Source organism: Castellaniella sp. (genome assembly GCF_036379515.1).
In the GTDB taxonomy this organism is placed as follows: Bacteria; Pseudomonadota; Gammaproteobacteria; order Burkholderiales; family Burkholderiaceae_B; genus Castellaniella.
The window spans coordinates 216,151-240,829 of sequence record NZ_DASVGN010000038.1; the positions used below are offsets into that span (position 1 = coordinate 216,151).

At 60.3% G+C, this 24,679-nt stretch carries 25 protein-coding genes and 1 tRNA gene; 7 read left to right on the forward strand and 19 right to left on the reverse strand.

Annotation, left to right across the window (positions count from 1 at the left end):
* Positions 1–57 precede the first annotated feature (57 nt).
* A complete protein-coding gene (locus VF285_RS14105) occupies positions 58–531 on the forward strand; it encodes a carboxymuconolactone decarboxylase family protein (RefSeq protein ID WP_346953267.1) in 474 nt (157 codons plus the stop codon).
* Positions 532–541: 10 nt separating this feature from the next.
* Here the strand turns inward: VF285_RS14105 and VF285_RS14110 are convergent, their stop codons facing one another.
* Positions 542–1,018, reverse strand: a complete 477-nt coding sequence (locus VF285_RS14110) for an Lrp/AsnC family transcriptional regulator (RefSeq protein ID WP_346953268.1) — start codon at positions 1,016–1,018, stop codon at positions 542–544.
* A 120-nt stretch (positions 1,019–1,138) separates the two neighbouring features.
* Between VF285_RS14110 and metC the strand changes: the two genes are divergently transcribed.
* The 3 genes from metC to VF285_RS14125 all read left to right on the forward strand — a co-directional run bounded on the left by metC (position 1,139) and on the right by VF285_RS14125 (position 3,883).
* Positions 1,139–2,392 carry a cystathionine beta-lyase gene (gene metC / locus VF285_RS14115; protein WP_346953269.1) on the forward strand — a complete coding sequence of 418 codons (1,254 nt, stop codon included), beginning with the start codon at positions 1,139–1,141 and terminating at the stop codon, positions 2,390–2,392.
* A gap of 104 nt (positions 2,393–2,496) precedes the next feature.
* Positions 2,497–3,318 (forward strand): SDR family NAD(P)-dependent oxidoreductase, encoded by an 822-nt coding sequence (locus tag VF285_RS14120; protein ID WP_346953270.1) that lies wholly within the window; start codon positions 2,497–2,499, stop codon positions 3,316–3,318.
* Between the two features lie 181 nt (positions 3,319–3,499).
* Positions 3,500–3,883 carry a pyrimidine dimer DNA glycosylase/endonuclease V gene (locus VF285_RS14125; RefSeq protein WP_346953271.1) on the forward strand — a complete coding sequence of 128 codons (384 nt, stop codon included), beginning with the start codon at positions 3,500–3,502 and terminating at the stop codon, positions 3,881–3,883.
* Positions 3,884–4,045: 162 nt separating this feature from the next.
* On the opposite strand, the gene VF285_RS14130 is transcribed toward VF285_RS14125, so the two are convergent.
* The 7 genes from VF285_RS14130 to VF285_RS14160 form a co-directional block, all read right to left on the reverse strand.
* Positions 4,046–4,122 (reverse strand) — tRNA-Pro (locus VF285_RS14130).
* Between the two features lie 66 nt (positions 4,123–4,188).
* Positions 4,189–5,835: a S10 family peptidase gene (locus VF285_RS14135; RefSeq protein WP_414648159.1), complete on the reverse strand. Its 1,647-nt coding sequence runs from the start codon at positions 5,833–5,835 to the stop codon at positions 4,189–4,191.
* Entirely contained in the window at positions 5,769–7,331 is a 1,563-nt protein-coding gene (locus VF285_RS14140) for a S53 family peptidase (RefSeq protein WP_346953272.1), read from the reverse strand. The genes VF285_RS14135 and VF285_RS14140 overlap by 67 nt, the downstream gene beginning before the upstream one ends.
* 260 nt (positions 7,332–7,591) lie before the next feature.
* A complete protein-coding gene (locus VF285_RS14145) occupies positions 7,592–8,269 on the reverse strand; it encodes a GntR family transcriptional regulator (RefSeq protein WP_346953273.1) in 678 nt (225 codons plus the stop codon).
* A gap of 102 nt (positions 8,270–8,371) precedes the next feature.
* Positions 8,372–9,124, reverse strand: coding sequence for an aspartate/glutamate racemase family protein (locus tag VF285_RS14150; protein WP_346953274.1), 753 nt, complete (start codon positions 9,122–9,124; stop codon positions 8,372–8,374).
* A gap of 74 nt (positions 9,125–9,198) precedes the next feature.
* Positions 9,199–9,918, reverse strand: coding sequence for a maleate cis-trans isomerase family protein (locus tag VF285_RS14155; RefSeq protein WP_346953275.1), 720 nt, complete (start codon positions 9,916–9,918; stop codon positions 9,199–9,201).
* An 8-nt stretch (positions 9,919–9,926) separates the two neighbouring features.
* On the reverse strand, positions 9,927–11,240 hold the full coding sequence (locus tag VF285_RS14160; RefSeq protein ID WP_346953276.1) for an MFS transporter: 1,314 nt from the start codon (positions 11,238–11,240) through the stop codon (positions 9,927–9,929).
* Between the two features lie 176 nt (positions 11,241–11,416).
* On the opposite strand from VF285_RS14160, the gene hydA reads away from it, so the two are divergent.
* Positions 11,417–12,823, forward strand: a complete 1,407-nt coding sequence (hydA, locus tag VF285_RS14165; RefSeq protein WP_346953277.1) for a dihydropyrimidinase — start codon at positions 11,417–11,419, stop codon at positions 12,821–12,823.
* A gap of 97 nt (positions 12,824–12,920) precedes the next feature.
* On the opposite strand, the gene sufT is transcribed toward hydA, so the two are convergent.
* The 7 genes from sufT to VF285_RS14200 are packed head-to-tail and all read right to left on the reverse strand — an operon-like array spanning position 12,921 to position 19,252.
* Positions 12,921–13,472 (reverse strand): putative Fe-S cluster assembly protein SufT, encoded by a 552-nt coding sequence (gene sufT, locus VF285_RS14170; protein WP_346953278.1) that lies wholly within the window; start codon positions 13,470–13,472, stop codon positions 12,921–12,923.
* A gap of 27 nt (positions 13,473–13,499) precedes the next feature.
* A complete protein-coding gene (gene sufU, locus VF285_RS14175) occupies positions 13,500–13,952 on the reverse strand; it encodes a Fe-S cluster assembly sulfur transfer protein SufU (protein WP_346953279.1) in 453 nt (150 codons plus the stop codon).
* Positions 13,949–15,196 (reverse strand): cysteine desulfurase, encoded by a 1,248-nt coding sequence (locus tag VF285_RS14180; protein WP_346953280.1) that lies wholly within the window; start codon positions 15,194–15,196, stop codon positions 13,949–13,951. The genes sufU and VF285_RS14180 overlap by 4 nt, the downstream gene beginning before the upstream one ends.
* Positions 15,193–16,503, reverse strand: coding sequence for a Fe-S cluster assembly protein SufD (gene sufD, locus VF285_RS14185; RefSeq protein ID WP_346953281.1), 1,311 nt, complete (start codon positions 16,501–16,503; stop codon positions 15,193–15,195). The genes VF285_RS14180 and sufD overlap by 4 nt, the downstream gene beginning before the upstream one ends.
* A complete protein-coding gene (gene sufC, locus VF285_RS14190; RefSeq protein ID WP_346953282.1) occupies positions 16,500–17,291 on the reverse strand; it encodes a Fe-S cluster assembly ATPase SufC in 792 nt (263 codons plus the stop codon). Before sufC ends, sufD begins: the two co-directional genes overlap by 4 nt.
* 9 nt (positions 17,292–17,300) lie before the next feature.
* Positions 17,301–18,755 carry a Fe-S cluster assembly protein SufB gene (sufB, locus tag VF285_RS14195; protein ID WP_346953283.1) on the reverse strand — a complete coding sequence of 485 codons (1,455 nt, stop codon included), beginning with the start codon at positions 18,753–18,755 and terminating at the stop codon, positions 17,301–17,303.
* Positions 18,752–19,252 carry an SUF system Fe-S cluster assembly regulator gene (locus VF285_RS14200; protein ID WP_346953284.1) on the reverse strand — a complete coding sequence of 167 codons (501 nt, stop codon included), beginning with the start codon at positions 19,250–19,252 and terminating at the stop codon, positions 18,752–18,754. The genes sufB and VF285_RS14200 overlap by 4 nt, the downstream gene beginning before the upstream one ends.
* Before the next feature lie 185 nt (positions 19,253–19,437).
* Between VF285_RS14200 and VF285_RS14205 the strand changes: the two genes are divergently transcribed.
* Positions 19,438–19,950, forward strand: a complete 513-nt coding sequence (locus tag VF285_RS14205; RefSeq protein WP_346953285.1) for a sigma factor — start codon at positions 19,438–19,440, stop codon at positions 19,948–19,950.
* The gene (locus VF285_RS14210) at positions 19,947–20,462 is read left to right on the forward strand and encodes a hypothetical protein (RefSeq protein ID WP_346953286.1); all 516 of its coding nucleotides are present in this window, start codon (positions 19,947–19,949) and stop codon (positions 20,460–20,462) included. The genes VF285_RS14205 and VF285_RS14210 overlap by 4 nt, the downstream gene beginning before the upstream one ends.
* On the opposite strand, the gene VF285_RS14215 is transcribed toward VF285_RS14210, so the two are convergent.
* From VF285_RS14215 to pheS, 4 genes are read right to left on the reverse strand one after another with little or no spacing between them, the layout of a single operon-like run.
* Entirely contained in the window at positions 20,459–20,842 is a 384-nt protein-coding gene (locus VF285_RS14215) for a MerR family transcriptional regulator (RefSeq protein ID WP_346953287.1), read from the reverse strand. The two genes, VF285_RS14210 and VF285_RS14215, sit on opposite strands and share 4 nt — an antisense overlap.
* Positions 20,839–21,141, reverse strand: a complete 303-nt coding sequence (locus VF285_RS14220; RefSeq protein ID WP_346953288.1) for an integration host factor subunit alpha — start codon at positions 21,139–21,141, stop codon at positions 20,839–20,841. The genes VF285_RS14215 and VF285_RS14220 overlap by 4 nt, the downstream gene beginning before the upstream one ends.
* Before the next feature lie 9 nt (positions 21,142–21,150).
* Positions 21,151–23,553, reverse strand: a complete 2,403-nt coding sequence (gene pheT / locus VF285_RS14225) for a phenylalanine--tRNA ligase subunit beta (protein WP_346953289.1) — start codon at positions 23,551–23,553, stop codon at positions 21,151–21,153.
* 26 nt (positions 23,554–23,579) lie between these two features.
* Positions 23,580–24,602: a phenylalanine--tRNA ligase subunit alpha gene (gene pheS / locus VF285_RS14230; RefSeq protein WP_346953290.1), complete on the reverse strand. Its 1,023-nt coding sequence runs from the start codon at positions 24,600–24,602 to the stop codon at positions 23,580–23,582.
* Between the last annotated feature and the right edge of the window lie 77 nt (positions 24,603–24,679).

Consider the following 24,679-nt stretch of genomic DNA (forward strand, 5'->3'; position numbering starts at 1 on the left):
CAAAACCGGTGGCGCATAATGGGGCATCGTCACCACTACTTCCAAGAGGCACGCACCATGACACACCGCCTAAATTACCGCGAAGTCATCCCGCAAGGCGCCAAGGCGCTGGGAACGGTTCACCAATACCTGGACAACTGCGGCCTGCCGCAACTGCTCATTGACTTGGTGTACCTGCGGGTCTCGCTCATCAACGGCTGCGCCTATTGCATCGATCTGCACACGCGCGACCTGATGAAGGGCGGCATGAGCATCGAAAAAATCGTGCTGGTGCCCGTCTGGGAAGAATCCGACGATCTGTTCGATCGTCGCGAGCGCGCCGCCCTGGCCTGGGCCGAGTCGCTCACACGGGTGTCGGAAACCCACGCACCGGATGCCGACTACGACGCGGTGGAGGCCGTCTTCAGCGACAAGGAACTTGCTGATCTGACGCTGGCAATCAGCGTCATGAACGCCTACAACCGTCTGGGCATCGGCTTTCGCAATACCCCAAAAGCCGTCGCAAACCTGCATGCCAGCGTAACGGCCTGAGGTACCGAGTTCAACGTGCCACGCCAGCCCGGACATGATCCAGGGGCAGCGCCGTGGTGTAACGCACCACCTCCATGACGAATCCTGAGCTCACGTCCGTCAGCTCAGCAACCTTGATGAGCCTCTTGTAGACCCGATCGTAGCCGGCGATGTCGGAGACCACCACTTTCAGCAGGTAGTCGACGTCGCCCGCCATACGGTAGGCCTCGAGCACCTCCGGAATCGCCGCCACGCCATCCAGAAAACGCCGTGTCCAGTCGTCATCATGACGTGCGGCGCGAATCGTGACGAAAGCCGTCAGGCCCAGGTTGAGCTGCGCAGGGTCACACAAGGCGACCTGTGCACGAATCACCTTCAGATCTTTCAAGCGCTGAACCCGCCGCCAGCACGGCGTGGTGGACAAGCCTACTCGCGTGGCAAGATCGGCCAGCCCAATCGAAGCATCTGCTTGCAAGATCTCAAGAATTTTGCAGTCGAGTTTATCCATAGGACTACTAATTTAGAATTAATTTCTAAATTCAAACAGATCCATAGGAAACAAAGCAAGCACTTTCTCGTTGAGCATCGCTAGACTGTCCATTATCAAAGCCCGACAACGAGACAGCACATGAACGCACCACTGGCACGCAAGGCCGTACAGGAAATGGCAGCCACCCGGACTCCCGTCACTGCCTCGCGGCAAAGTGGTCTTGCGGTGGAAACCTTCCTCTCTCACGGTACACGCAGCCCGCATGACTTCGGCGGGAGCGTCAACCCCCCTGTCTGCCGAGCTTCGACACTGGTGTTCGACGACATGGCCGACATGGACCGGCGCCAACAAGCGCTGGCACGTGACGAACCCGGTGTGCTCTGGTACGGCCGTCTGGGCACTGCCACCACTTTCGCCCTGCAGGATTCGATCGCCTACCTCGAAGGTGGCTACCGCACGCTGCTCGCGTCATCCGGGCTCGGCGCCTGCATCGCCGGTCTGTCTGCCTTCCTGAAGGCGGGCGACCACGTGCTCATGAGCGACAGCGCCTACGGCCCTGTGCGCCACTACGCCAAGACGGTCCTTGGACGCTATGGCATCACGACCACTTTTTACGACCCACAGATCGGTGCAGGAATCGAAGCACTGATCCAGGCCAACACACGCGTCGTCTATGTCGAGTCACCCGGCTCGCAGACCTTCGAAGTGCAGGATATTCCAGCCATCGCTGACTGCGCCCACCATCACGGGGCTCGCGTCGTCATGGACAACACCTGGGCATCGCCGCTGTACTTCAAGGCGCTGGAGCATGGCGTGGACGTGTCCGTGCAAGCCTGCACAAAATACATCACAGGTCACTCTGACGTGCTTCTGGGGGCGATCACGACCACCCGCGAATGCTGGCAGGAAGTTCACGAGCAGGCTTTCGCGCACGGCCTGAATGCAGGCCCGGACGATGCCTACCTCGCGCAGCGCGGCTTGCGCACCCTCTCGGTTCGTCTGGAACGTCATCAACGCAGCGCGCTGCAGGTGGCCGAATGGCTGGCTGCTCAACCCGAAGTCGAACAAGTCCTGCACCCAGGGCTGCCAGGCGCCCCGGGCCACACCCTCTGGAAGCGCGATTTCAAGGGCTCTTCCGGCCTCTTTGGCGTGGTCTTCAAGCCCTGCACCCAAGAATCGCTGCGCGCCTTCGTCGATGCCCTGCAACTCTTCCACCTGGGATTTTCCTGGGGCGGATTCGAGAGCATGGTCATGCCAGAAGTACCCATGCCGGAGCGCGAAGCATCCCCCTGGCCCTATCAGGGTTCGCTGGTGCGACTGCACGTGGGGCTGGAATCACCCGACGATCTCATCGCCGATCTGAGAGAAGCCATGCAACACCTGCGCGCCTGAAGCGCAGACACGGCTTGCCACAGGCTTGCCACATTGCGGTAAATTCATTCCGGGCCTTCAAGCCCGGAATTTTCTTCCACCCCTGCCCTCTCCGGGAACACGCCATGAGTTCACACCAGCACGCCAACGCCGCCTACGAAACCACGGGCCCTGCCACCACTGCCACGCCGTCCCGCACCGCGTTGGTCACGGGCGCCTCAGCAGGCTTTGGCCTGGCAATCGCCACTGCCCTATCCAGGAATGGCTGGACCGTTTATGGCGCGGCGCGGCGATTGGACCGCCTGCAGCACCTGGAACAGACACTGGGCGAGCGCTTTCACGCCCTGGCGCTGGACGTCACCTCAGAGGACAGCATCGAGCAGGCAGCACAAACGCTCGAGGCCAACTGCCCCCAAGGCCTGCAATTGCTGGTGAACAATGCCGGGCTGGCCCTGGGCACGAAGCCGGCTCAGCAAAGCGACATGCTCGACTGGGAACGCATGATTCAAACCAACGCGCTCGGTCTGAGCCGCATGGTGCACCGCTTTCTGCCCGGTATGGTGGCTCGCGACCACGGGCACATCATCAATATCGGCTCGGTGACTGGCAACTACGCCTACCAGGGCAGCAACGTCTACGGCGGAACCAAGGCCTTCGTACGGCAGTTCAGCATGGGCTTGCGCGCGGATCTGTTTGGTACACAGGTGCGCGTCACCAACATTGAACCAGGAATGGTCGGTGGAACCGAATTTTCAGCCGTACGCATGCACGGCGACGAAGCCAAGGCTGCCGCGTTCTACGAGCATGTCGACGCCCTCAAGCCTGAAGACGTGGCCGAAGCCGTCGTCTGGGCCGCCAGCCAGCCAGCCCGGGTCAACATCAACATCATCGAATTGATGCCCGTCGCGCAAAGCCTGGCGGGCACACGTGTCCATCGACAGGTCTGAGGAAAGTTCCGACTAGATGTGCCGACGCTCGTGTCCAGGCAGATCTGCACTCACATCCTGGTCATGAATTGACTACCAGGTGGAATGACCCTGAATACGCGATACACGCAGACTCCCTCCAGCCTTCCGGACGCAGCGGGAGGCGGCTGAGATAAAACGGCTTTCACTCAATCTGAACACTATGACCCGCATAAACTGCATCCCTGTTGAACAGCTCAGTGGCCCTCACCTCGTCGCGGAGTATAGGGAATTACCCAGAGTGTTTGCACTGGCGCAAAAGGCGGCCGCGCGTGGAGCGTTTTCACAGCCCAAGACATACGTCCTCGGGAGAGGACACCTACTGTTCTTCTACACACGGCTGGGTTATCTCGCCAGACGCCACATGGCTCTAATCGAGGAAATGAAAAAACGCGGATACAAGCCAACATTCTCAGGCGTACGTCGGGAGGACTTCCCAGGCACGCCCGATACCTATTGGAACGACTGGAAGCCGACCGCCGCGGCAATGCGGGTAAATCGGCTGCGGATTAAAGAGCGGACCACGGAAATGCAAAAGATTCGCTGACCAAATTCGTAGCGACACGGAACCTCACGAAATGCGGGTGGCCTTGACTCCAGCGGCGAAAGCAGGCCTCGTCCCCACACGACGACAAAAAATCTGATGGGGAAAAATGCAGGGAAAAGAACAAGGGCTTGCAGAGGTTCCTCTGTAAGCCCTTGATAATGCTGGTCGGGACGGCGGGATTCGAACTCGCGACCCCTTGCACCCCATGCAAGTGCGCTACCAGGCTGCGCTACGCCCCGAAAGACTGCGATTCTAGCACAGAAACTTCTGCATCGCGGCAGCCTTCAAGAGCGCTGCTATCCCCTTCATCGCTTCGGCGATGTCGCGGCCGATACATGTCGAGCCTGTAGCCCGCGGATGCGAGCCACGGCCGCATGATCGGCCATGGCAGCGTCCATCATGGCCGCCACGTCAGCCTTCAGGGCCGTGCGCGACCAACCATCCAGGTAGACCATGTGGCCGGAAGGATAACAGCGTACGGTCAGGTTCTTGCGGATGGCTTCGTTGGCCAGCGGCATGTCCTGAAGATCCGTCTCGGTTTGGAAGAACGGCGTGACGAAGTCGTAATAGCCGTTAGCCGACAGCACTTTCAGATCTACGTTCAAGCTCATCGTTGCTGCCAGATCTCCAGCCGTATACAGCACGACGTTGCCCTTGGCGTCCAGGCCCTTCTGCACACCAGCGGGATCCAGGTGATGGAAGTCCCAATACTGAAACGCCTGATCGTTCAGGTCGGTGAAGGCCGAGTCGGACGTGAACTTCAGTTCGTCGTTCAGATAGTGATTCCACATGGCGGTATAAACGCCCGATACGGCCGTCATCGCGGGGTCATTGCCGCCTGAATTGGGTGAAATCTGGCGCGCGATCCCAGTATCGACACCCGTCACCCGGCCATCATAAGCGCCCAGCGCGAGGCCCTGTTCATGCAGCAGCCGGATCAGGAACAGCGTATGGCCGGCATCGTCGCCCGCGGCAACATCCAGGTGCCAGGACGTCAGGGTGGCTTTATCGATGCCCGTGTATGTGGACAGCTGATCCAGGGTGCCCGCCGCCACCTTGGGGTACGCCGCCAGTGCCTTGGCGAAGTCGCCCGCCGCGAAGCCGCGAACCGTTGCCATCAAGGAGGCCAGATCGCCAGGCACACGCTGCAGACCCAGTTTATGGTGATACCAGGCGTCCGCCGCTGCCGTCGGCAATGCACCGACGGGATCACCCGCCTGCGCATAATCCAGGATCGACGACTGCAGCGTCACGCCGTTGAGATCAACGCCGTCTTCGTGCAGGGCGTAGGACAGCACGGCGCTGCGGGCGGTGCCATAGGACTCACCATACAGGAACTTGGGTGAATTCCAGCGATCGTATTCGGTCAGGTAGCGCTTGATGAACTGCTTCAGCGAAGCGGCGTCCTGGTCCACCCCCCAGAAATCGCGATTCTTCCAGGGGGAGACGGCCGCCGAATAGCCTGTCCCCACCGGATTGATGAAGACCAGATCACTGCGGTCCAGCAAGCTGTCGGAATTGTCTTCCATCACATAGGGCGCAGGCGGCGTGAAATCCGGCATGGAGGTACGAATGCGGCGCGGAGCAAACGAGCCCAGCAACACGAAAACCGAGGACGAGCCCGGCCCACCGTTGTAGAAGAAGGTGACGGGCCGTGCGTGCGCCTCATCCCCGTCCAGTGTGAAGGCCACATAGAAGAACTTCGCGCTAGGGCGCGAACTGCTGGGGTCGACGGCGACCAGATGGCCCGCACGCGCGGTATAAGACAACGCTCGGTCGGCCAGCTTCAATACATGGTGGGTGACGGCGGCGTGTTCGGCCACATCGGTCACGGAATCATCCGGACCATTGCCATAGGCCGTCGAATCAGAATAAGGCTGATCTTTCATTCTGTTCCTCCTGCAAAGACCTGCGCTACCTGCTGCCCTTTCGGGCTCCCCAGGCCGGTACACGCATCCCACCCCTTCGTGGCCGAAAACCCGCCGTTGCTACCCTGGGTAATGTCGCGGAAGGCCTGCGGTGCGGCATACAGACGGGCATGCGCATAACCCACCGGCTGCGGCTGCAGCGCATTGATCCGGGCGATAAGGCCAGCCCACAAGGGAGCCACGGCGCTGGTACCCCCTACCACCTGCGCAGTCCCATCCACCTGGATGCGGTAGCCGGTGGCAGGATCCGCATTGCCGGCCACGTCGGGGATGCCTCGCCGCGACAGCGGCGCCGTACCTTCCGGCGTGCGAACGGTCAGCCCGTCCTGCCACTGCGGTCGCGCAAATACGGCACTCACGCCGCCTCCCCCTGCACCACCCTGCGATCCGTCATTCCAGACCGTCTCCCGCGTAATCGTCTGACCTGCCGCTTCCAGCCGCGTACCGCCACAAGCCAGCGCATAAGGGCTGGACGCGGGAAAATCCACATGGTCACCGGACAAACCATCGCCAGCCCCGCTGTCTCCCGCAGCGGCACACACGGTGACGCCCATCATGGCGGCAGCCTGCAGTGCCTGATTGAACGACTGCAGCGACTGCGCGGTCCAGGATGCCTCAGGCCCACCCCAGCTGATGGAAATGACAGAGGGACGATGTGTGCTGTCGTGCAGGGCAGCGTTGAAGGCCTGGATGAATCCGGCATCACTGTTGGCCGCAAAATAAAGCACCAGATGGGCCTGGGGTGCCACCGCCCCCGCGATCTCCACGTCCAGCATGACTTCACCGTCCGGCCCGCTCGGGTCGCCGGTCGGATCGGCTGCGGCGCCGTCCACCGACACAACGGTCACTTCAGGAGCAGCCAGCCTCAGTTCGGAAAAGTACGTCTGTGCATCCTGGGCCGCATATCCGCCGCCGAGTTCAATCAGGCCCACGCACTGCCCCGCTCCCGCCGAATTCGGAAAATCGTAGAGAGCGGCCAGCTCAGTCGGCAGATAACCCACCGCCTCGCCCTGCCGAGCAGGCTGAAGCGGCGGGCGAAAGCGGATATGTGCGCGGGCTTGCGGTCTGTCGTCCAGGCCCAGGACCGCCGTGACGATATCTCGCAGAGCTTCGGGTATGCGCAGCGCCGTCTCGCACCCTCTATAGATGCCCCCCGGATGCTGGTAGTGCTGCAACACGATCCCGAACGCCTGATTGAACTGCTTGACCGGACCCGTCAAGACCACCGTACCTGCCGCAGCTTCCTGCCGGACGACCTTTAGCGCATACTGCCGGGCAAACTGGACTACCGCGTCCAAGTCCTCAGGAGCCGCTCCGAACTGCCGGGCAAAGGCGTCGCGCGACAGCGCATGGAAAGCTTCACCTGCCAGCATCCTCCGACCCTGTTCACTCAACGCATCCGCATGCGGGCGACGCAGCACCAGAGTCACTTCGATCCGTTCGCCCGGATCGGCGCTTCCGATGCATCGCGCACCCGCCATCAAGGGCCGGGCGCTTCCGGAAAGTTCAACATGCGACATCTGCTGATCCTCCTGTTGCCTCCCTTCCATTTAACTGCCCCGCTTACAGACAGGACAAGCGCAGAAACCCGCTTTTACACCCATGTATCAACTGGAGATACGCGTGCCGAAATGTCGATGCTGAGTAAGCACCCGGTAAACCCGCCGAGTGTCGTCAACTTGGCACGTCCGCAGCAGGCCGAGCAGCTCCCTGTACCGGGCATTTCCATTTAGCTCTCGACGGGGCCACCTTGGGCAAAGTGCCTGGTCAAAGGACGCATTCAGTTCTCTGCGAACAGCCCTTCGAGGTCTATGTCTTCCTGCAGCGCATTGAGCTCCAGGCTGCCCTGGATGTGGTCAAAGTGCTCCAGGATGAGGTGCACGGCCTGCTCGGCTTCTTTGTCAATGACCGCCTGGGCAATGGTCTCGTGCTCGTCTGCGCGGCAACTGAGTGCTGTGGAGTGGCTATAAAGACTGATGATCAGGCAGGTTTGCATCGACAGCTCACGCGTGGTTCGCAGCAGTGCCGTGTTTCCGGCCAGATCCGCCAGCAAGACGTGAAATTCGCCCGAAAGGCGAATAATGCTGGGCTGGTCATCCAGGCGACGTGCCTCCTCTTCCTTGGCGAGATGCCGACGCAACAAGGCAGTCTTGTCCGCCGTCAGCGTGGTGGTCAGTTTGCGCACTGTGAAGGGCTCCACAAGCCGCCTGGCCTCGAAGACGCTTTTGGCGTCCTCAACCGTGGGCTTTGCGACGTGTGCACCTTGATGCGGGACGAGCTCGACGACTTGCTCGTGTGCAAGGCGGGCGAGCACCTCGCGGATGCGGGCCCGGTTGACCGAGAAGATGGTGGCAAGGCGGCCTTCAGCGAGCTTGGTTCCCGGTGGAATGCGGTGTTCAAGAATCGCTGAATAGAGTTTTTGCGCGATATCTGGTGCGCTGAGATCACGTGGTTTCAAACTAGTCTACCGATTGTTGCATCTACAGTCTTAATCCGCATGCCCCTCATTTTATCAACTTCGCTCCTTTGGGAACCGCTGCGTGTTTTATTGCCGTGAAAATCAGGCGTGCGTTTCTCGGGCGAGCAGTCGTGCGAGCGCGTCGGGCAAGCCGATGTTGGGCTTGACGGGAGGCTGGGCGAAACTGCCCTCAGTCGCCCCTTTTGGAGCCAATTGAGCGAGCGTTTGCGCATGGCAGACGGCACTCGAGACCCCATCTACGACTGGTACAGGAAGCCGGTCTTTCACACGGCGGGCGAGCCCGGCGAGCGGTGCGCCCGCAAGAATGATTACATCAGCGTTGTCCTGCCGTACCGCTTCGTGGCACAGTGCCACCAGCCTTTCTGCATGGTCGTCCTGTACGGTGCCGATATCTCGTAGCGGGCTTTCCAGGTGACGGATGCTGGCCAGGCGTGAGATCAGGCCGTTGCGCTCCACGTTCTCTCGGTACCAGGCCGTGATGCGTGGCGAAATGGCGATGATCGAGAATCGCTGTCCTAGCAAGCAGGCACTCATGAGGGCTGCTTCCGTGAGGCCGACAACAGGGATGTCCAGCGCTTCCCGCAGGCCGGTGATGCCGGGGTCGCCAAAGGCCGCAACGATGAGGGCGTCATGCGCCGATGCATGTTCGAAAGCCAGAACGGCGGTGGCATATCCCGCAATGAGAGATTCAAAGCGGGTCTCGATATAGGCGACGCCGAGTTGTGCCGTCAGGGTGGTGATCTGCGTGCCAGGGGCGGCCGCCAGATGGGCTTCAGTGTCAATCAGCTTGCTGACACTCGTCGAGATGTTGGGATTAATGATGAGCAGACGCATGAGGAATCTCCGTTGAGGGGCGCAGGCCGACAGCACTGAGCGGGCTGTCGCCCCGTTGATAACGTGGGGCGGGGTCAGTCGAAAAGGCGCCCCCAGCCTTTCACGGTGCCAGCAGGAACCCCCAGCATTTGCAGCGCCTTCCAGACTACGACCGATACCGAGTCGTAGAGCGGGATGCCAAGTTCCTCTTCCAGATCGTGGGCGAGGTGGGCCGCGCGTAAGTTGGTGCACATGACGGTCAGACCATCCGGTTTGTGTCGGGTCACCTCTCTGAGTAGATCAGCCAGAGTTTCGGGCGCAACCAAACCGAATGCGTGGTTGACTGTCAGGCTCAGGTGGGCCTCGGCCGAGCAGTCTATCCCGTGAGCTGCATAGTTCTTGATGATGAGATCTTGAACCTCTTGAATGTACGGCGAGACCAGACCCAGCTTGCGGATTTTGTCCCGCACGAGAAGCTCGTTGAGCGCCAGCACCGAAGTAGTCGCCGGAATGCCGGTCTCTTGTTCGATGGCCTTGCACAAGGCCTGGTCTTGTTCAACTCCCAACCAGCTGGCGGCTGTGCCGCTCCAGCAGATGACGCCGACTTTGGCGTCGGCTAGAAGTTTCGCCGCTTCCAGGATGGTGCCGATATCAAATTGACCAACCGATTGCGGTCGCAGCGAAATCTCGGTCACTCGGAAGCGAGAGAAGTGTGCAGAGACCCCCGGGACGTCGGCCAGGATAGCGCTTGTGAGCGGCTCCAATGCGGTATTCGAAGAAGGCGTCAGGACCCCGATGAATTGTTTGTTTGTCATGGTGGGCCTTAAACAGGGATCTTCTTGTTGTAGTCGATGAGCATGGTCGAAGCAATGAACAGGCCCAACCCGGCACCGGCGAACATCATCAGTGCGTAGAAATAGGAGCCCGTGGTCTGGACGATGATGCCGACGATGATGGGGACCCCGATACCTGCACAATTACCACCCAGGTTCATGAAGCCGCCGAGGAATCCCACCCGCTTGCGAGTACCGATGATGGACGGAATGGCCCAGAACACACCGCACCAGCGCAAGAAAAACAATGTGGCTGAAAGCAAGACTACGACTGCGATCGGATCTTTTACCTTTGACACGCTGTAGATGGCAATGGTGGCCAGGATGGAGGCAATGCCAAAGAGGGTGCGCAAGACTTTGCCTTGACTGGCACCGGAACTGATCCATTTGTCGGCGATCCATCCACCGACGAGTTCGCCCACAAAGCCGGCAAAAAACATGATGAAGATCGCACCGCCCATTTCTTTGATATTGAAGCCGTGGACTGCTGCCAGGTAGTTCGGCATCCAGGTCAGAAGGCCATAAAAAAGGGCGTTAAAGAACATCCAGCCCAGGAACATCCCCCACACCGAGCGATAAGCTAGAAAGTCCACGAGCTTGCCGCCCGTTGTGTCGGGTTCCAGGGCGGCATCTGCTGCATGGGCCGCTTCGATGTACTCGGCTTCAGCGTCGTTGACGGCCGGGTGTTGCCGTGGGTGGTCACGGATGACGTGCCAGGCCAGCCAGCCCGCGAACATGGTTCCCACACCGGCGACGATGAAGGCAATGCGCCACGAGCCGAACCAACCGATGAGTGCTGAAATGACGAGTGCGCCTAGCGCGGAACCCAGGGGAGCCCCGCCATCGAGAAGCGTTGCGCCGCGCCCACGCTCGGTTTGGGTCATCCAGATGCCGTTAAGCTTGCCGCCTGCCGGGTAGATGGGGGCTTCGGCAGCACCTAACCCCAGCCGTGTGGCTGCAAGACCGATCCACCCCGTGCAGACGCTGGCGATTGCCTGAAACAACCCCCATCCGATCGTGGCACCCACGATGGTCCTTCTGGGTCCAAAGCGATCAGCCAGCATGCCGCCTGGGATTTGCATGAACGCATAAGTCCAGAAGAACGAGCTCAGCAAAATACCTTGAGTGGTGGGGCCGATTTTGAACTCTTCGCCAATCAAGGGCATGGCGACCGAGATTGACGCTCGATCGATGTAGTTGATCGAGATCAGCAGCAGCATCAGAAGAAAGATGTGCCATCGGACGCGGGTGGGTGCTGCGCTGCTGACTGAAGCTTGGGGCGAAGCGGTAGCTGCTTGGCTCATGGTTGTCTCCGTTATATGGACCCCAAAGGGGCGTGTCTCACTTGACGAAGCCATGATAGATTTCTTTCATCATTGTCAAAATAAGTGTTAACACTACTGTCAACAATAATGTTGAGTTAATAATATGTATCAGTGGCCTCTACGCCTAAATCACCCGCACAGAACGGAGTCGCAATATGGGTAGCAAATACGATTTGATGATTACAAACGCCGAGGTGGTCACTGCCTCGGATCTATTCTTCGCCGATATTGCAGTCAGAGGCGGCAAGATCGAGGCGCTGGGCCATGATCTGGGTGAAGCAGAGCGAGTGATTGATGCGAAAGGCTTGCTGGCTCTGCCTGGAGGCGTAGATGCGCATTGTCACCTGGATCAGCCTCAGGAAATCGGCCATATGGCAGATGATTTCGAGAGCGGTTCGCGCTCGGCTGCATGCGGAGGGACGACCACGATCATTCCATTTGCGGCGCAGATGCGTGGGCAATCACTGCGGGCCGCGGTAGAAGACTATCACCGGCGAGCCGGTCGGAAGTCCTGCCTGGATTACGCCTTTCACATGATTATCACCGACCCGACACCCAAGGTCTTGAAAGACGAGTTGCCTGCTCTCATCCAAGAGGGCTACACCTCATTCAAGATCTACATGACCTATGACGACTTGAAGCTTGATGACCGTCAGATTCTGGACGTGCTCACAGTAGCCCACGAGCACGGTGCGCTGGTCATGGTCCACGCTGAGAATTCCGATTGCATTTCTTGGCTGACGGATCGCTTGGTAGCAGACGGGAAGACGGCGCCCAAATACCACGCTGTTTCGCGTCCGCAGGCGGTAGAACGCGAGGCAACCCACCGAGCCATTACTTTTTCAGAGCTGACCGATGTGCCGATTTTGATCGTGCACGTCTCGGGAGCCGAAGCCATTGAGCAGATCCGCTGGGCACATGGGCGCGGCATGCGAATTTTTGCGGAAACCTGTCCTCAATACCTGTACCTGACGGCGGATGATCTGGACCAGCATGGGTATGAAGGCGCCAAGTGTGTATGCAGCCCTCCGCCGCGCGACCCGCAGAATCAAGAAGCAGTCTGGCGTGCATTGGCGCACAACGTATTTTCGGTATTTTCGTCCGATCATGCGCCGTATTCGTTCGACGACGCTGAAGGCAAAAAGCTGGGTGGGCACGAATTGCACTTTCATCACATTCCCAACGGGATCCCTGGCCTGGAGACACGGCTACCACTTCTGTTTTCAGGCGGTGTTGTGGGTGGGCGAATCAGTATTCATCAGTTCGTGGCCATGACTTCGACTCAACCTGCCAAGCTGTACGGTCTGTACCCGCGCAAAGGGTCGATTGTGGTGGGAGCTGACGCTGATATCGCGCTGTGGGACCCTGAAGTCAAGGTTTCAATCCACAACACCATGTTGCACCACAACGTGGATTACACCCCTTACGAGGGCATCGCCATCACGGGTTGGCCGGTGATGACATTCTCGCGGGGGCAACTGGTGGCCAAATCTTTCGAATATCTCGGCCACTCCGGGCATGGGCAGTTCATGCCGTGTGGCAAGCCTGTTCTCTCGCTGTGAGGCGGCGTGGGGGCTTGGCTCGCGTGTGAAAAAAAGGGCTTACAGACCAGGATCTGTAAGCCCTTGATAAATCACCGCCAGCTCTGCGGCCGCACCGCTACAGCAAGCCGAGCTGCAACTTCGCTGGTTCGCTGATCATGTCACGGCTCCAAGGCGGGTCCCAGACGAGATCGACCACCGCCTCGTCCACACCTTCGATGTTGAGCAGCTTGTTGCGAGCTTCATCCGAGATCATGGTCCCCATGCCGCAACCGGCGGCGGTGAGTGTCATGGACATCTCGATACGAAAGCGTTCGGGCGCGCCCGCAGGCTCTACCTTGAGGCTGTAGACCAGGCCAAGGTTCACGATGTCGACCGGGATTTCTGGATCGTAGCAGGTGGACAGGATTTCCCAGGCAGCGTCCTCGACGGCATCAGCCGTAATGGGGCCTTCGTGCTTGTGCTCGACCGACTCGGTGGGCTCAAAGCCCAACGCATCGCCATCCTTGCCTTCGACCCGATACAGGTTGCCTTCTACCATCACGGTATAGGTGCCACCCAGCTGCTGCGTGATGGTCGCCTCGCAGCCCGCCTCGATGGTGACTGGGGACCCGTATGGCACCGTCACAGCGGCGCAATCGCGGCTGACGATAACTTCCTGACGTTCCATGCCCATTGCAATACCTTCTGATTCAGATTATTCGGTCACAGCCATGTCACCCGCATGGGTGATGGCATTGTGCAGCGTGTGCCAGGCCAGCGTCGCGCATTTGACCCGCGACGGAAACTCGCGCACCCCAGACAAGGCCTCGAGTTTGCCCAGATCACAGTCCGGGTGTGCTTCGGTGAGCATGGCGTGGATATTCTCGAACAAGGCTTCCACCTCGTCGACAGGCATGCCACGCACCGCTTCAGTCATGAGTGACGCAGAAGCCTTGGAGATGGCACAACCGTGGCCGATGAAGCTCACGTCCTGTACCACACCATCGGCCACCTTCACGAACACCGTGAGTTGGTCGCCACACAGGTGGTTGAAGCCATTGGCATGATCCGAGGCATCTTCCATGACATGGAAGTTGCGCGGATTGCGGTTGTGATCAAAGATGACTTCCTGATACAGGTCTCTCAGGCCGTCGCCAGAATCTCTCATCGAGACACTCCAAACAGTTTCTGTGCTTTTTGCACGCCCGCCACCAGAGCGTCGACGTCGCGGCTGTCGTTATACAGTGCAAAGGATGCGCGAGCAGTACCCGGAATACCGAACCGCGTCATGAGCGGCATGGCGCAATGGTGTCCTGCACGGATGGCAACCCCCTCGGTGTCGAGAATGGTGCCCAGATCGTGCGGATGGATGTCATCCACCAGGAAGGACAAAATGCCCGCCTTGTGAGGTGCCGTGCCGATGATCCGTACACCCGGCAGCGCCTGCATGCGCTCGGTGGCCTCGTTCAGCAGGACGGCCTCGTGGGCCGCAATACGGTCCAGGCCCACACCCAGCACGTAGTCGATCGCAACCCCCAGCACGACGGCGCCCGCGATGTTGGCCGTACCCGCTTCGAAGCGCTGCGGGCCGCTGGCCCAGGTGCTATGCTCAAAGCTGACGGTACGAATCATGTCGCCGCCGCCTTGCCAGGGCGGCAGATCGGCCAGAATGGCACTGCGCACATACAAGGCGCCGATGCCCGTAGGGCCGTAGATCTTGTGGCCGGAGAACGCGTAAAAGTCGCAATCCAGCGCCTGCACGTCCACCTTGGCATGCGCGACGGCCTGAGCGCCGTCCACCAACACCAGTGCCCCAGCCGCATGCGCCATGCGCACCAGATCGGCCACGGGGTTCACGGTACCCAAGGCATTGGACACATGGGCGAGGCCCACCAGGCGGGTATGTTCATTCAGCTGGCTGCGAAAATCTGCAACATCCAGCTCGCCATCGTCCAGCACCTTGGCGTGACGCAGTACAGCCCCGGTGCGCTCGCACAGCAGTTGCCAAGGCACGATATTGGAGTGGTGCTCCATATCCGTCACCAGAATCTCGTCGCCCGCCTTCAGCTGCAAGCCCCACGTCTGCGCTACCAGATTGATGGATTCGGTGGTGCCCCGGGTGAAGATGATGTCCTTGGCTTTGGGAGCGTTGAGCAGCCGGCGCACTTGCTCGCGGCCTTCTTCATAGCGGTCGGTCGCGTGCTGCGAGAGCCAATGCACACCCCGGTGGATGTTGGCATTGGAATGCTCGTAGAACTCCGTAAGAGCGTCAATGACCACGCTCGGCTTTTGCGTCGTGGCGCCGTTATCCAGGTAAGCCAGGCGTTTGCCGCGTACAGCTTGCGACAAAATGGGGAAATCGGCGCTGCGGTCCAACAGGCTGGCCTCCAGGGCCGTCACAGGCGCGTTCATGCTGCTTCCTCCATGAAGGCGCCACCCGGCAGCAAGGCCCGGATAGCGTGCTCGACGCGGTGACGCAAGACTGGCAGCTCGATGCGCGCCACGCTGGTGGCCGCAAAAGCGTACGTCAGAATATCGCGGGCACGGGCTTCGTCTATCCCGCGGGTGCGCAGATAGAACAGGCTTTCGGGGTCGATCTGCCCTACCGTGGCGCCATGGGCGCACTTGACGTCATCGGCATAGATTTCCAGCTCAGGCCGGGCATCCGACTTGGCCAAGCGGGACAACAACAAGCTGTCGGTACGCTGGACGGCATCGGTACCATCGGCACCATCCGCCACCAGAATCTTGCCGTGAAACACGCCATGCCCAGTATCGGCCATGATGCCTCGATAGGTTTCATGGCTGACGCAGCGGGGCTTCTCGTGTGCAATCAGCGTGTGATGATCCACATGCCGGCGCTTGTCCACGTAGTAGAGCCCATTGAACATGGTCTCGCAGCGCTCGTCGTCGAAGTGCGTGATGATGTCGTGGCGTGACAGGCGTGCCCCCAACGATACGGAGTGCGAACCAAAGTACGAGCCATGCTCCTGTGTGGCCTCGATCTCGCCCAGATGCCAGGCTTGCTCGGATTCCTGCTGCAGCTTGATGTGCGTGATGCGTGCATCGCGGTCAAGCTGCAAGCGTGTCACGGCATGCCTGAAGTTGGCCGCCCCCGGGACTCCGATGTAATGTTCGACGACCGTGGCCTGCGCGCCTGCACCCGCCACGATCACGTGACGCAGAAAGTGAGCCGCCTTGGGAGAGGCCGCCGCACACACGATGTGGATGGGCTGCTCGGCGACCGCAGAGGCGGCCAGCTGCACCCAGGCGCCATCGCTGGCGAGCGCCAGGTTCAGGGCGCTGGTGCCATAGCCCTGCTCAGGCTTGCCATACAGGGCCTGAATCGCATCGGCATCGTGCTGCCAACCCCGTGACAGGGCGGATACCACCACACCGTCTGGCAATTCGCTCAGATCAGACAGAGATTCGTCGAACGCGCCATCCACGAACACCAGCCAATGCCCAGACTCCCCCGCCTTCAATGCGGCAATCTGCTCGGCCACCGATTGGCGATCGCCTTCCTGAAATGTCGCTGCAGCCAGCGGTGACAGCGACGTGTGATGCCAGGCCTCGATCTTGGTGGTCGGCCAGCCTTCGGTCATGAAGCGATCCAGCGCCTGTTGGCGCAGGTCCTTCAGCCAAGGTAGCGCAGCACCGGGCAAAGCACCTGCACGCTGTGCAAAGGTGTCCGCCCAAAATTGGAGATCGCCGCTCATGCCGACGCTCCTCGCCCCATGGCGCGGCGCAACGGACGAGCCGGCGTGGCTTCGTCGATCCAGCCATAGCCCTTTGCTTCGAGTTCGAGAGCAAGTTCTTTGCCTCCCGAACGCACGATCTTCCCGTGTGCGAGCACGTGTACAAAGTCCGGCACGATGTAATCCAGCAAACGCTGATAGTGCGTGATGACGATCATGGACCGCTCAGGAGCGCGCAGACGGTTCACGCCATCGGCCACGATCTTGAGCGCGTCGATGTCCAGCCCGGAGTCGGTCTCGTCCAGAATGGCCAGCTTGGGTTCGAGCAGCGACATCTGCAGCACTTCGTTGCGCTTCTTTTCGCCCCCCGAGAATCCCTCGTTCACGGAGCGGTAAAGGAATTCATCCTTCATGCCCACGAGCTTCATTTCTTCTTTGGCCTTCTTGACGAAATCCATGGCATCGAGCTCGGGCAGGCCACGCTTGCGGCGCATGGCATTGACTGAGGCACGCATGAAATACGCGTTGGAGACGCCAGGAACCTCAATGGGGTACTGGAACGCCAGGAAGATGCCTGCACGCGCACGCTCTTCGACCGGCAAGGCAAGCAGATCCTGGCCTTCGAATTCGACTGTCCCTTCAGTGACCTTATAGGCTTCGCGCCCCGTCAGCACCTGAGACAGCGTGCTCTTGCCCGCCCCGTTGGGGCCCATGATGGCGTGGATTTCGCCCGGATTGATGACGAGGTCCAGACCTCGCAGGATTTCTTTGCCTTCGACCGAGGCGTGCAGATTCTTGATATTCAGCATGATGGCTCCTTAACCGACGCTACCTTCCAGGCTCACGCCGAGCAGATTCTGCGCTTCGACGGCGAACTCCATGGGCAATTCCTTGAAAACTTCCTTGCAGAAGCCATTGACGATCATCGACACGGCGTCCTCGGCCGAAAGGCCACGCTGCATGGCATAAAACAACTGATCTTCTGCAATGCGCGAAGCGGTGGCCTCGTGCTCTACATTGGCGCTAGGGTTCTGCACTTCGATCGTCGGGAAGGTATGTGCTGCACATTCCTTGCCGATCAAAAGCGAGTCGCACTGTGTGTAATTACGCGCGTTCTCTGCCTTGGGCGTCATGCGCACCAGGCTGCGGAAGGTGTTTTCGCCATGCCCGGCTGAAATGCCCTTCGAAATGACCGTGCTGCGCGTATTGCGCCCCATATGAACCATTTTGGTGCCCGTATCGGCCTGCTGATAGTGGTTGGACACGGCTACCGAGTAGAACTCGCCCACGGAATCATCGCCCCGCAGGATCACGCTGGGGTATTTCCAGGTGATGGCCGAGCCGGTCTCGACTTGGGTCCAGGCAATGCGCGAGCGCGCACCGCGGGCATCGCCACGCTTGGTGACGAAGTTGTAGATGCCGCCCACGCCGTTCGCATCGCCGGGGTACCAGTTCTGCACCGTGGAATACTTGATCCTGGCGTCTTCGAGGGCAACGAGTTCCACCACAGCTGCGTGCAGCTGATTCTCGTCGCGCATGGGCGCCGTACAGCCTTCCAGGTAGCTGACCACAGCACCTTCATCGGCAATGATGAGCGTGCGTTCGAACTGCCCGGAATCGGCATTGTTGATGCGGAAATACGTGGACAGCTCCATGGGGCACTTCACCCCCTTGGGGATGTAGACAAAGGAGCCATCCGAGAACACGGCCGAATTGAGTGCCGCATAGAAATTATCGCCCGGGGGCACGACTGAACCCATGTACTTCTGGACCAGATCCGGGTGAGACCGCACGGCCTCGGAGAACGAACAGAAAATGATTCCTACGTCCGCCAGCTGCTTGCGAAAGGTCGTGGCCACAGACACGGAGTCGAACACGGCATCGACCGCAACCCCGGCGAGCTTGGCGCGTTCGTGCAACGGTACTCCGAGCTTCTCATAGGTCTTGAGCAGTTCAGGATCGACTTCGTCCAGACTTTTGGGCGCGTTTTCCTTGGACTTGGACTTGGGCGCCGAATAATAGCTGATGTCCTGGTAATTGGGCTCGGGAAAATGCGCCTTCGACCAGGTAGGCTGCGACATTTTCAGCCAGGCGCGATAGGCCTTCAGGCGCCATTCGAGCATGAACTCGGGCTCATGCTTGACCGCAGACAGGCGGCGAATCACGTCCTCGTCCAACCCCTTGGGGAAGGTCTCGGATTCGATCTCGGTCACGAATCCGGCGTCGTACTCACGATCGAGGAAGGAATCGAGCTTGTCGTTGACAGTACTCATTTGGACAGACTCCACGGGATATTTGAAACACCGCGCGACGCCTCGACGGCGGCAACGGCAGACACCGGGGCAGAAACCCCCCGGGGTGGGATTTCTCCCGCCACCATGTCGGCGACGGAAACAGATTCAAGAGTGCGGCGCACGACGGCGTTGATGCGCTGCCAATAGGGCCGAACACGGCAAGCTGCCTCGACCGAACAGACGCCGGGCAGCGCCGTGCATTCAGTCAGCCCAAACGGCTGGTCTTCGAGCGCGTCGATGACTTGTGCAACCGTGATGTGTTCTGCAGTGCGCCCCAGCCGGTATCCGCCGTGCGCACCGCGCGTGCTGGCCACGAGCTCGTGCTGTGCCAGCAGCTTGAGTACTTTGCTGACCACGGGTTGGCCCAGGCCCAGTGCCCCAGCAAGTTCTGCGGCGCTGCACACATGCGTCGGGTGCACGGCCATGTGCGTGAGCACAAGGATTCCGTAATCGACGATCTTGCTGATGCGCAGCATCGAGGCATCCGTGACTGAGGTGAAGGAAATGAAATAGTACTTCTTTGGTACGGTTTAGGTCAAACCCTGCCTTGCCTGGTTGAGGAATTTCGATACGACCCTCAAAAGGAACAGCGCATACAATAGATCTCATTTCGAAAACCCCAGGATCGTGCCTGCACGTTCCCTAGAGTCGTACACGAGGTATGAGCGTTTCCGTTTTTGACTACGAAGCCGAACTCACCGCTTGCGCGGCGGGTGATCGCTCGGCCTTTCTGGCGCTGTTCACACAAGAAGCCGGCCCCATGTTCACGCTGGTGCAGCACATGCTGGGAAACGAAGCCGAAGAGGTCGTGCACGAAACCTTCGTCCTCATATGGCGCAATGCAGCAGGCTACAGCGCCTCGCTGGGAACGGCGCGCGCCTGGATGTACAGCATCCTGCGCTACCGCGCACTCAGCCACTTGCATCAATTGACCGCCTCGGGCGAAGCGCGGGAACAGCCTCCACTTCCAGTCCTGAATCCTCAACCTGACTCCGGTGCCATCGCCAACACCCTGGCGTCTTTACCGCAACCCCAGCTGGACGCGCTGCTACAGGCCTATCTGCACGGTGGGGATTACGCCCACATCGCCGAGAAATTGGACCGGTCCGAACCCGACATCCAGGCTTCAATAGAATCGGCACTCGCACGTATCGACGAGGCTGTACGCGCATGAAAGCCCAGCGTTCGTACTCTGACCCTGAAATCGCGCGCTACGTGCTGGGTCTGGACATGGCCGACCAAGCGCAGGACATTCAAACGCTACTCGCGCATGACGATGCCGCGGCCGCCCGCGCCCTGAAATGGGAGGCCTACCTGCTAGGCATCGTGGACGCGCTGCCTCACGCCGCTGCGCCCGATACGTTGCTTCCTCGCATCCAGCAGACACTGGGCATGACGTTCGAGGCTCCCGAAGCCGCCACAGTGCTCGGAGAAACGCGCGAACGGACCCGTACTGCCCGACGCCAGCACCCCACGATTTCGTGGGCAGCCTGGCTCAAACGCGTTCCGATTCCTCAGATGCTCAGACACCCTAGCCGCAAGGCCGCGATCACTGGGGCTGCAGTAGGGGCAGTGCTCGTGATATTGATCGCGATCGTGACCTGGGCCAGCGTGAGGACTACGCCCACGAGCGTGGTTCACGAAGTCGTGTCCACCCAGAACACCGCCCCGCTACCAAAACATTAATCCGACAGCGCCTGCGAAAGGCCATCGCGCGCAGCAATCAGGCCTGCGCGCAAAGCCTGCAGCTCTGCAGCAGAGAGGCGGATAGCCGCATCCTGATCGTGAGGAACCTCGCTGCCGTCTCCGAGGCGATTACGCGCCCCTGCGATGGTGAAGCCTTGCTCGTAGAGCAGGTCGCGAATACGGCGCACCAACAGCACTTCGTGGTGCTGGTAATAGCGCCGATTACCTCGCCGCTTGACGGGTTTGAGCTGCGCGAATTCTTGTTCCCAGTAGCGCAGAATGTGCGGCTTCACGCCGCAGAGTTCACTGACCTCGCCAATGGTGAAATAGCGCTTGGCTGGAATGGGAGGCAAAGGCGCGGAGCTGGCAGCCAGCATCATGAAGCATCTCCGGCGACACCCTCTTTGAGCTTCTGACTGGCGTGAAACGTGACTACCCGGCGCGCCAGGATGGGAATGACCTCGCCCGTCTTGGGATTGCGCCCCGGACGCGGCGGCTTCTGACGCACCTGGAAACTGCCAAATCCAGAAAGCTTGACTTCAACCCCCTGGATGAGAGCGTCGCGAACTTCAGTGAAGAACGTATCGACGACGTCCTTGGCTTCGCGCTTGTTCAAGCCCACCCGTTCGAACAAAAGTTCGGCCAGCTGAGCTTTGGTCAGTGTTCCGTCATTCACCAATGTGTCCTCCTAGCGCAGGCGCGCCCCGTGTACCCGGGATAATGCGTCGGTCAGGCGCTGCATGCAGTAATCGATCTGGTGCTCGTCCAGCGTGGCATCTCGCCCCTGGAACCAGAATCGCAGCGCGAGGCTGCGTCGATCGCCTGATTCAGCATCCCTCCAGATGTCGAACAGTTTAATGTCCTTGACAACATCAAGGGCTTCATCCGTTGACACCTCGTGTTCAAGTGTATCAAGGATGGCCTGCCACGGCAGGGCGGCGGCGACCCAGACGGCCAGGTCGCGCACCACCGTGGGCTGGCGTGACAGCTCGGTGGGCTGCGGAAAGACCCGCTCACCAATCGCCGCGGTATCAAGCTCGAACACAACGGGTGCGTGTCCCAGGTCCAGCGCCTGGGCCCAACGGGGATGAACTTCTCCCAGCCAACCAATGGCCTTGCCTGCCAGCACCAGCCGCGCACTACGTCCCGGATGCAGCGCAGGGTGCACGGCGGGTTCGCAACGTAGCTCCACGGCCCGTGCCCCCAGCAAAGACACCAGGTCATGCTTCACGTCGAAGAAATCAACCGCACGGGTACTCACCCCCCACTGCTCCGGAACCGCCGGCCCCCAGGCCGCCGCAGCCAGGTGCGTGGGCTGCGCCACACCCGCGACCGCAAGATCGCCGTCCGTCACCGAGGCATCGCGGGAAAACACACGCCCTACCTCAAACAGGCGGACACGGCTCTGCCGGTGCTTGGCATTGTGAGCGATATTGGCAAGCAGCCCGCCAATCAGGCTGGAGCGCATCACGGCCAGTTGACTCGCGATCGGGTTCAGCAGGCGGATTGGGTCCGCATTGCCGCAATAGTCGCGCTCCCAGGCGTCTTCCACAAACGAAAAATTGATGACTTCCTGGTAATCGAGAGCCGCCATTTCTGCCCGCATGGCATGCAGGCCATAGCAAACCTCAGGCTGGACCCGCATCCGTGCGGGCGCCACCGGAGGCTCATCAGGAATGAGGTCAAAGCCATGAATGCGAGCGACTTCTTCAATCAGATCTTCTTCAATGGAAAGATCGAAGCGCGCAGCAGGCGGGGTCACAATGAAATCATCGCCCTGCTGGAGAAACGTCAACCCGAGTCGGGTGAATACGCTGGCCACATCGTCTGCAGACAGAGTGATGCCCAGCACCTTGATGCAGCGCGACAGACGCATGCGCACAGGAGCGCGTTCGGGCAAACGGATGATCTGGTCGTCCAGCGGGCCAGCCTGTCCACCGCAGATGTCGAGAACCAGTTGCGTCAGAATTTCGAGGTGTTGAGGGACGGTAGAGAAATCCACGCCACGCTCGAAACGATGGCCCGCCTCGGACGTCAGCTTGTAGCGGCGCGGGCGCCCCATGATGGCCTCGGGGAACCAGAACGCCGCCTCCAGATAGATGTCGGTGGTATCCAGCGTCACGGCCGAAGCCTGCCCGCCCATGATGCCCGCCAGGCTCTCGGGGACGTTCTGGCTGAGGATGACACCGACATCGGCCGTCAGGTCTATCGTCTGGCCATTGAGCAGTTCGAGACGCTCGCCCTCTTTGGCCCAACGTACGGCCAAGCCAGCACGAATACGCTGCAGGTCGAACACGTGAGTGGGCCGACCCAGTTCCAGCATCACATAGTTGGAAATGTCCACCAGCGCCGACACGGAGCGTTGCCCAGCGCGTTCGAGCCGGGATTTCATCCAGTCCGGCGTGGCGGCGCGGGCATTGACCCCGCGCACGACGCGGCCGGCATAACGACCGCAGAGATCAGGCGCCTGGACATCGACCGGCACGCGATCCGGAATGCTGACCGGGACCTGCGGTACCTTGGGCTCATGCAGCGCACACCCCGTAAGGGCGGCCACTTCACGCGCCACACCGGCAATGGACAGACAATCCGCCCGGTTGGGCGTGAGCTTGAGAAGATAAATGGTGTCGTCCAGATCCAGCGCCTTGCGCAAGTCAGTACCCGGAACGAGATCGGCGGGCAGCTCAAGCAGCCCTGCGTGGTCTTGCGACAATCCCAGCTCACGCGACGAACACAGCATGCCGTTGGACTGCACGCCGCGCATTCTGACCGGACCGATCTTCATGCCACCCGGAAGTGTCGCGCCCACACGCGCAAGCGGCACCACCAGCCCAGCAGCAGCATTCGGCGCGCCGCACACGATCTGCTGCAGCTCGCCCGAGCCGTCATTGACGCGACAGACGTGGAGCTTGTCGGCATCGGGGTGGCTTTCAACCGCCTCGATGCGAGCCACCACCACCCCCGAGAAAGGCGGCGCGTAGGGATCGGCCTCCTCGACTTCAAGGCCCGCCATGGTCAGGCGATGTGCAAGCGCCTGTGCATCGATATCAGGGTTGGCCCAGGTACGCAGCCAAGATTCTGGAAATTGCATGATTCGAATTCCGTATGAACAAGGGCTCAGGCGTTGAACTGGCGCAGAAAGCGCAGATCACCTTCGAAGAACTGGCGCAGATCGTTGACCCCATAGCGCAGCATCGTGAGGCGTTCGAGGCCCGAACCAAAGGCGAACCCAATGTAGCGTTCTGGATCAAGCCCGAAATTGCGCACGACTTGCGGGTGCACCTGCCCCGACCCGGAGATTTCAAGCCAACGCCCTTGGTTGGGTCCCGAGGTGAACATCATGTCAATCTCGGCCGAAGGCTCGGTGAAGGGGAAGAACGACGGCCGAAAGCGCAGGGTAAGGTCTTCCGTCTCGAAGAAGGCCTGCAGGAAATTCGTGTAGACGCCCTTGAGATCGGCAAAAGAGATGTCTTCGGCAATCCACAGGCCTTCGACCTGGTGAAACATGGGTGAGTGTGTGGCGTCGCTGTCGACGCGGTAGGTACGGCCTGGAGCGATGACCTTGATCGGCGGCTTGTTCATGCGCGCATAACGCACCTGCATGGGGCTGGTGTGCGTACGCAGGACCAGCGGCAGGCCATGAGAATCCTGCATGTCCACATAGAACGTATCCTGCATGGACCGTGCCGGGTGATTCTCGGGATTGTTCAGGGCGGTAAAGTTGGTCCAGTCGTCCTCGATCTCGGGGCCATCGGCCACATCGAAGCCAATGGAACGAAAGATCTGCTCCACGCGCTGCCAGGTTCGGATGACAGGGTGGATGCCGCCGGTTGCCCTTCCCCGTCCAGGCAAGGTCACGTCGACCTTTTCGGCGGCAAGGCGCTCATCAAGCTTGGCTTGTGCAAGCTGGGCACGGCGCTCGTTGAGCAAGGCCTCGACCTGCTGCTTGGCCTGGTTGATTTCCGCCCCGCGCGTGCGCTTCTCGTCGCCCTTGAGAGCCGCAAGCTCCTTGAGCAAGGCAGTCACCGAGCCCTGCTTTCCCAGGAAGACGGCTTTTTCATTTTCGAGAGTGGCGGGGTCCGAAGCCTGCGCAAAACGGGTTCGGGCCTGGGTGATCAACTCAGCGAGCGTAGTATCCATGTCGTATTGCTTCCAAAACGCAAACGGAGCCCAGGAGAGCTCCGTTTGCGATGAGACAGAATCGAAAACGAAACTGT

Bases quoted from the DNA above. Each gene is read 5' to 3' on its own strand.
- VF285_RS14140 (WP_346953272.1), bottom strand. From the start codon at position 7,331: ATGTCGCATGTTGAACTTTCCGGAAGCGCCCGGCCCTTGATGGCGGGT.
- hydA (WP_346953277.1), top strand. From the start codon at position 11,417: ATGGGTAGCAAATACGATTTGATGATTACAAACGCCGAGGTGGTCACT.
- VF285_RS14125 (WP_346953271.1), top strand. From the start codon at position 3,500: ATGACCCGCATAAACTGCATCCCTGTTGAACAGCTCAGTGGCCCTCAC.
- VF285_RS14105 (WP_346953267.1), top strand. From the start codon at position 58: ATGACACACCGCCTAAATTACCGCGAAGTCATCCCGCAAGGCGCCAAG.
- sufD (WP_346953281.1), bottom strand. From the start codon at position 16,503: ATGAGCGGCGATCTCCAATTTTGGGCGGACACCTTTGCACAGCGTGCA.
- VF285_RS14205 (WP_346953285.1), top strand. From the start codon at position 19,438: ATGAGCGTTTCCGTTTTTGACTACGAAGCCGAACTCACCGCTTGCGCG.
- VF285_RS14155 (WP_346953275.1), bottom strand. From the start codon at position 9,918: ATGACAAACAAACAATTCATCGGGGTCCTGACGCCTTCTTCGAATACC.
- sufC (WP_346953282.1), bottom strand. From the start codon at position 17,291: ATGCTGAATATCAAGAATCTGCACGCCTCGGTCGAAGGCAAAGAAATC.
- sufT (WP_346953278.1), bottom strand. From the start codon at position 13,472: ATGGAACGTCAGGAAGTTATCGTCAGCCGCGATTGCGCCGCTGTGACG.
- pheT (WP_346953289.1), bottom strand. From the start codon at position 23,553: ATGCAATTTCCAGAATCTTGGCTGCGTACCTGGGCCAACCCTGATATC.
- metC (WP_346953269.1), top strand. From the start codon at position 1,139: ATGAACGCACCACTGGCACGCAAGGCCGTACAGGAAATGGCAGCCACC.
- VF285_RS14150 (WP_346953274.1), bottom strand. From the start codon at position 9,124: ATGCGTCTGCTCATCATTAATCCCAACATCTCGACGAGTGTCAGCAAG.
- VF285_RS14200 (WP_346953284.1), bottom strand. From the start codon at position 19,252: ATGCTGCGCATCAGCAAGATCGTCGATTACGGAATCCTTGTGCTCACG.
- VF285_RS14210 (WP_346953286.1), top strand. From the start codon at position 19,947: ATGAAAGCCCAGCGTTCGTACTCTGACCCTGAAATCGCGCGCTACGTG.
- VF285_RS14110 (WP_346953268.1), bottom strand. From the start codon at position 1,018: ATGGATAAACTCGACTGCAAAATTCTTGAGATCTTGCAAGCAGATGCT.
- VF285_RS14215 (WP_346953287.1), bottom strand. From the start codon at position 20,842: ATGATGCTGGCTGCCAGCTCCGCGCCTTTGCCTCCCATTCCAGCCAAG.
- sufU (WP_346953279.1), bottom strand. From the start codon at position 13,952: ATGAGAGATTCTGGCGACGGCCTGAGAGACCTGTATCAGGAAGTCATC.
- VF285_RS14180 (WP_346953280.1), bottom strand. From the start codon at position 15,196: ATGAACGCGCCTGTGACGGCCCTGGAGGCCAGCCTGTTGGACCGCAGC.
- VF285_RS14160 (WP_346953276.1), bottom strand. From the start codon at position 11,240: ATGAGCCAAGCAGCTACCGCTTCGCCCCAAGCTTCAGTCAGCAGCGCA.
- sufB (WP_346953283.1), bottom strand. From the start codon at position 18,755: ATGAGTACTGTCAACGACAAGCTCGATTCCTTCCTCGATCGTGAGTAC.
- VF285_RS14120 (WP_346953270.1), top strand. From the start codon at position 2,497: ATGAGTTCACACCAGCACGCCAACGCCGCCTACGAAACCACGGGCCCT.
- pheS (WP_346953290.1), bottom strand. From the start codon at position 24,602: ATGGATACTACGCTCGCTGAGTTGATCACCCAGGCCCGAACCCGTTTT.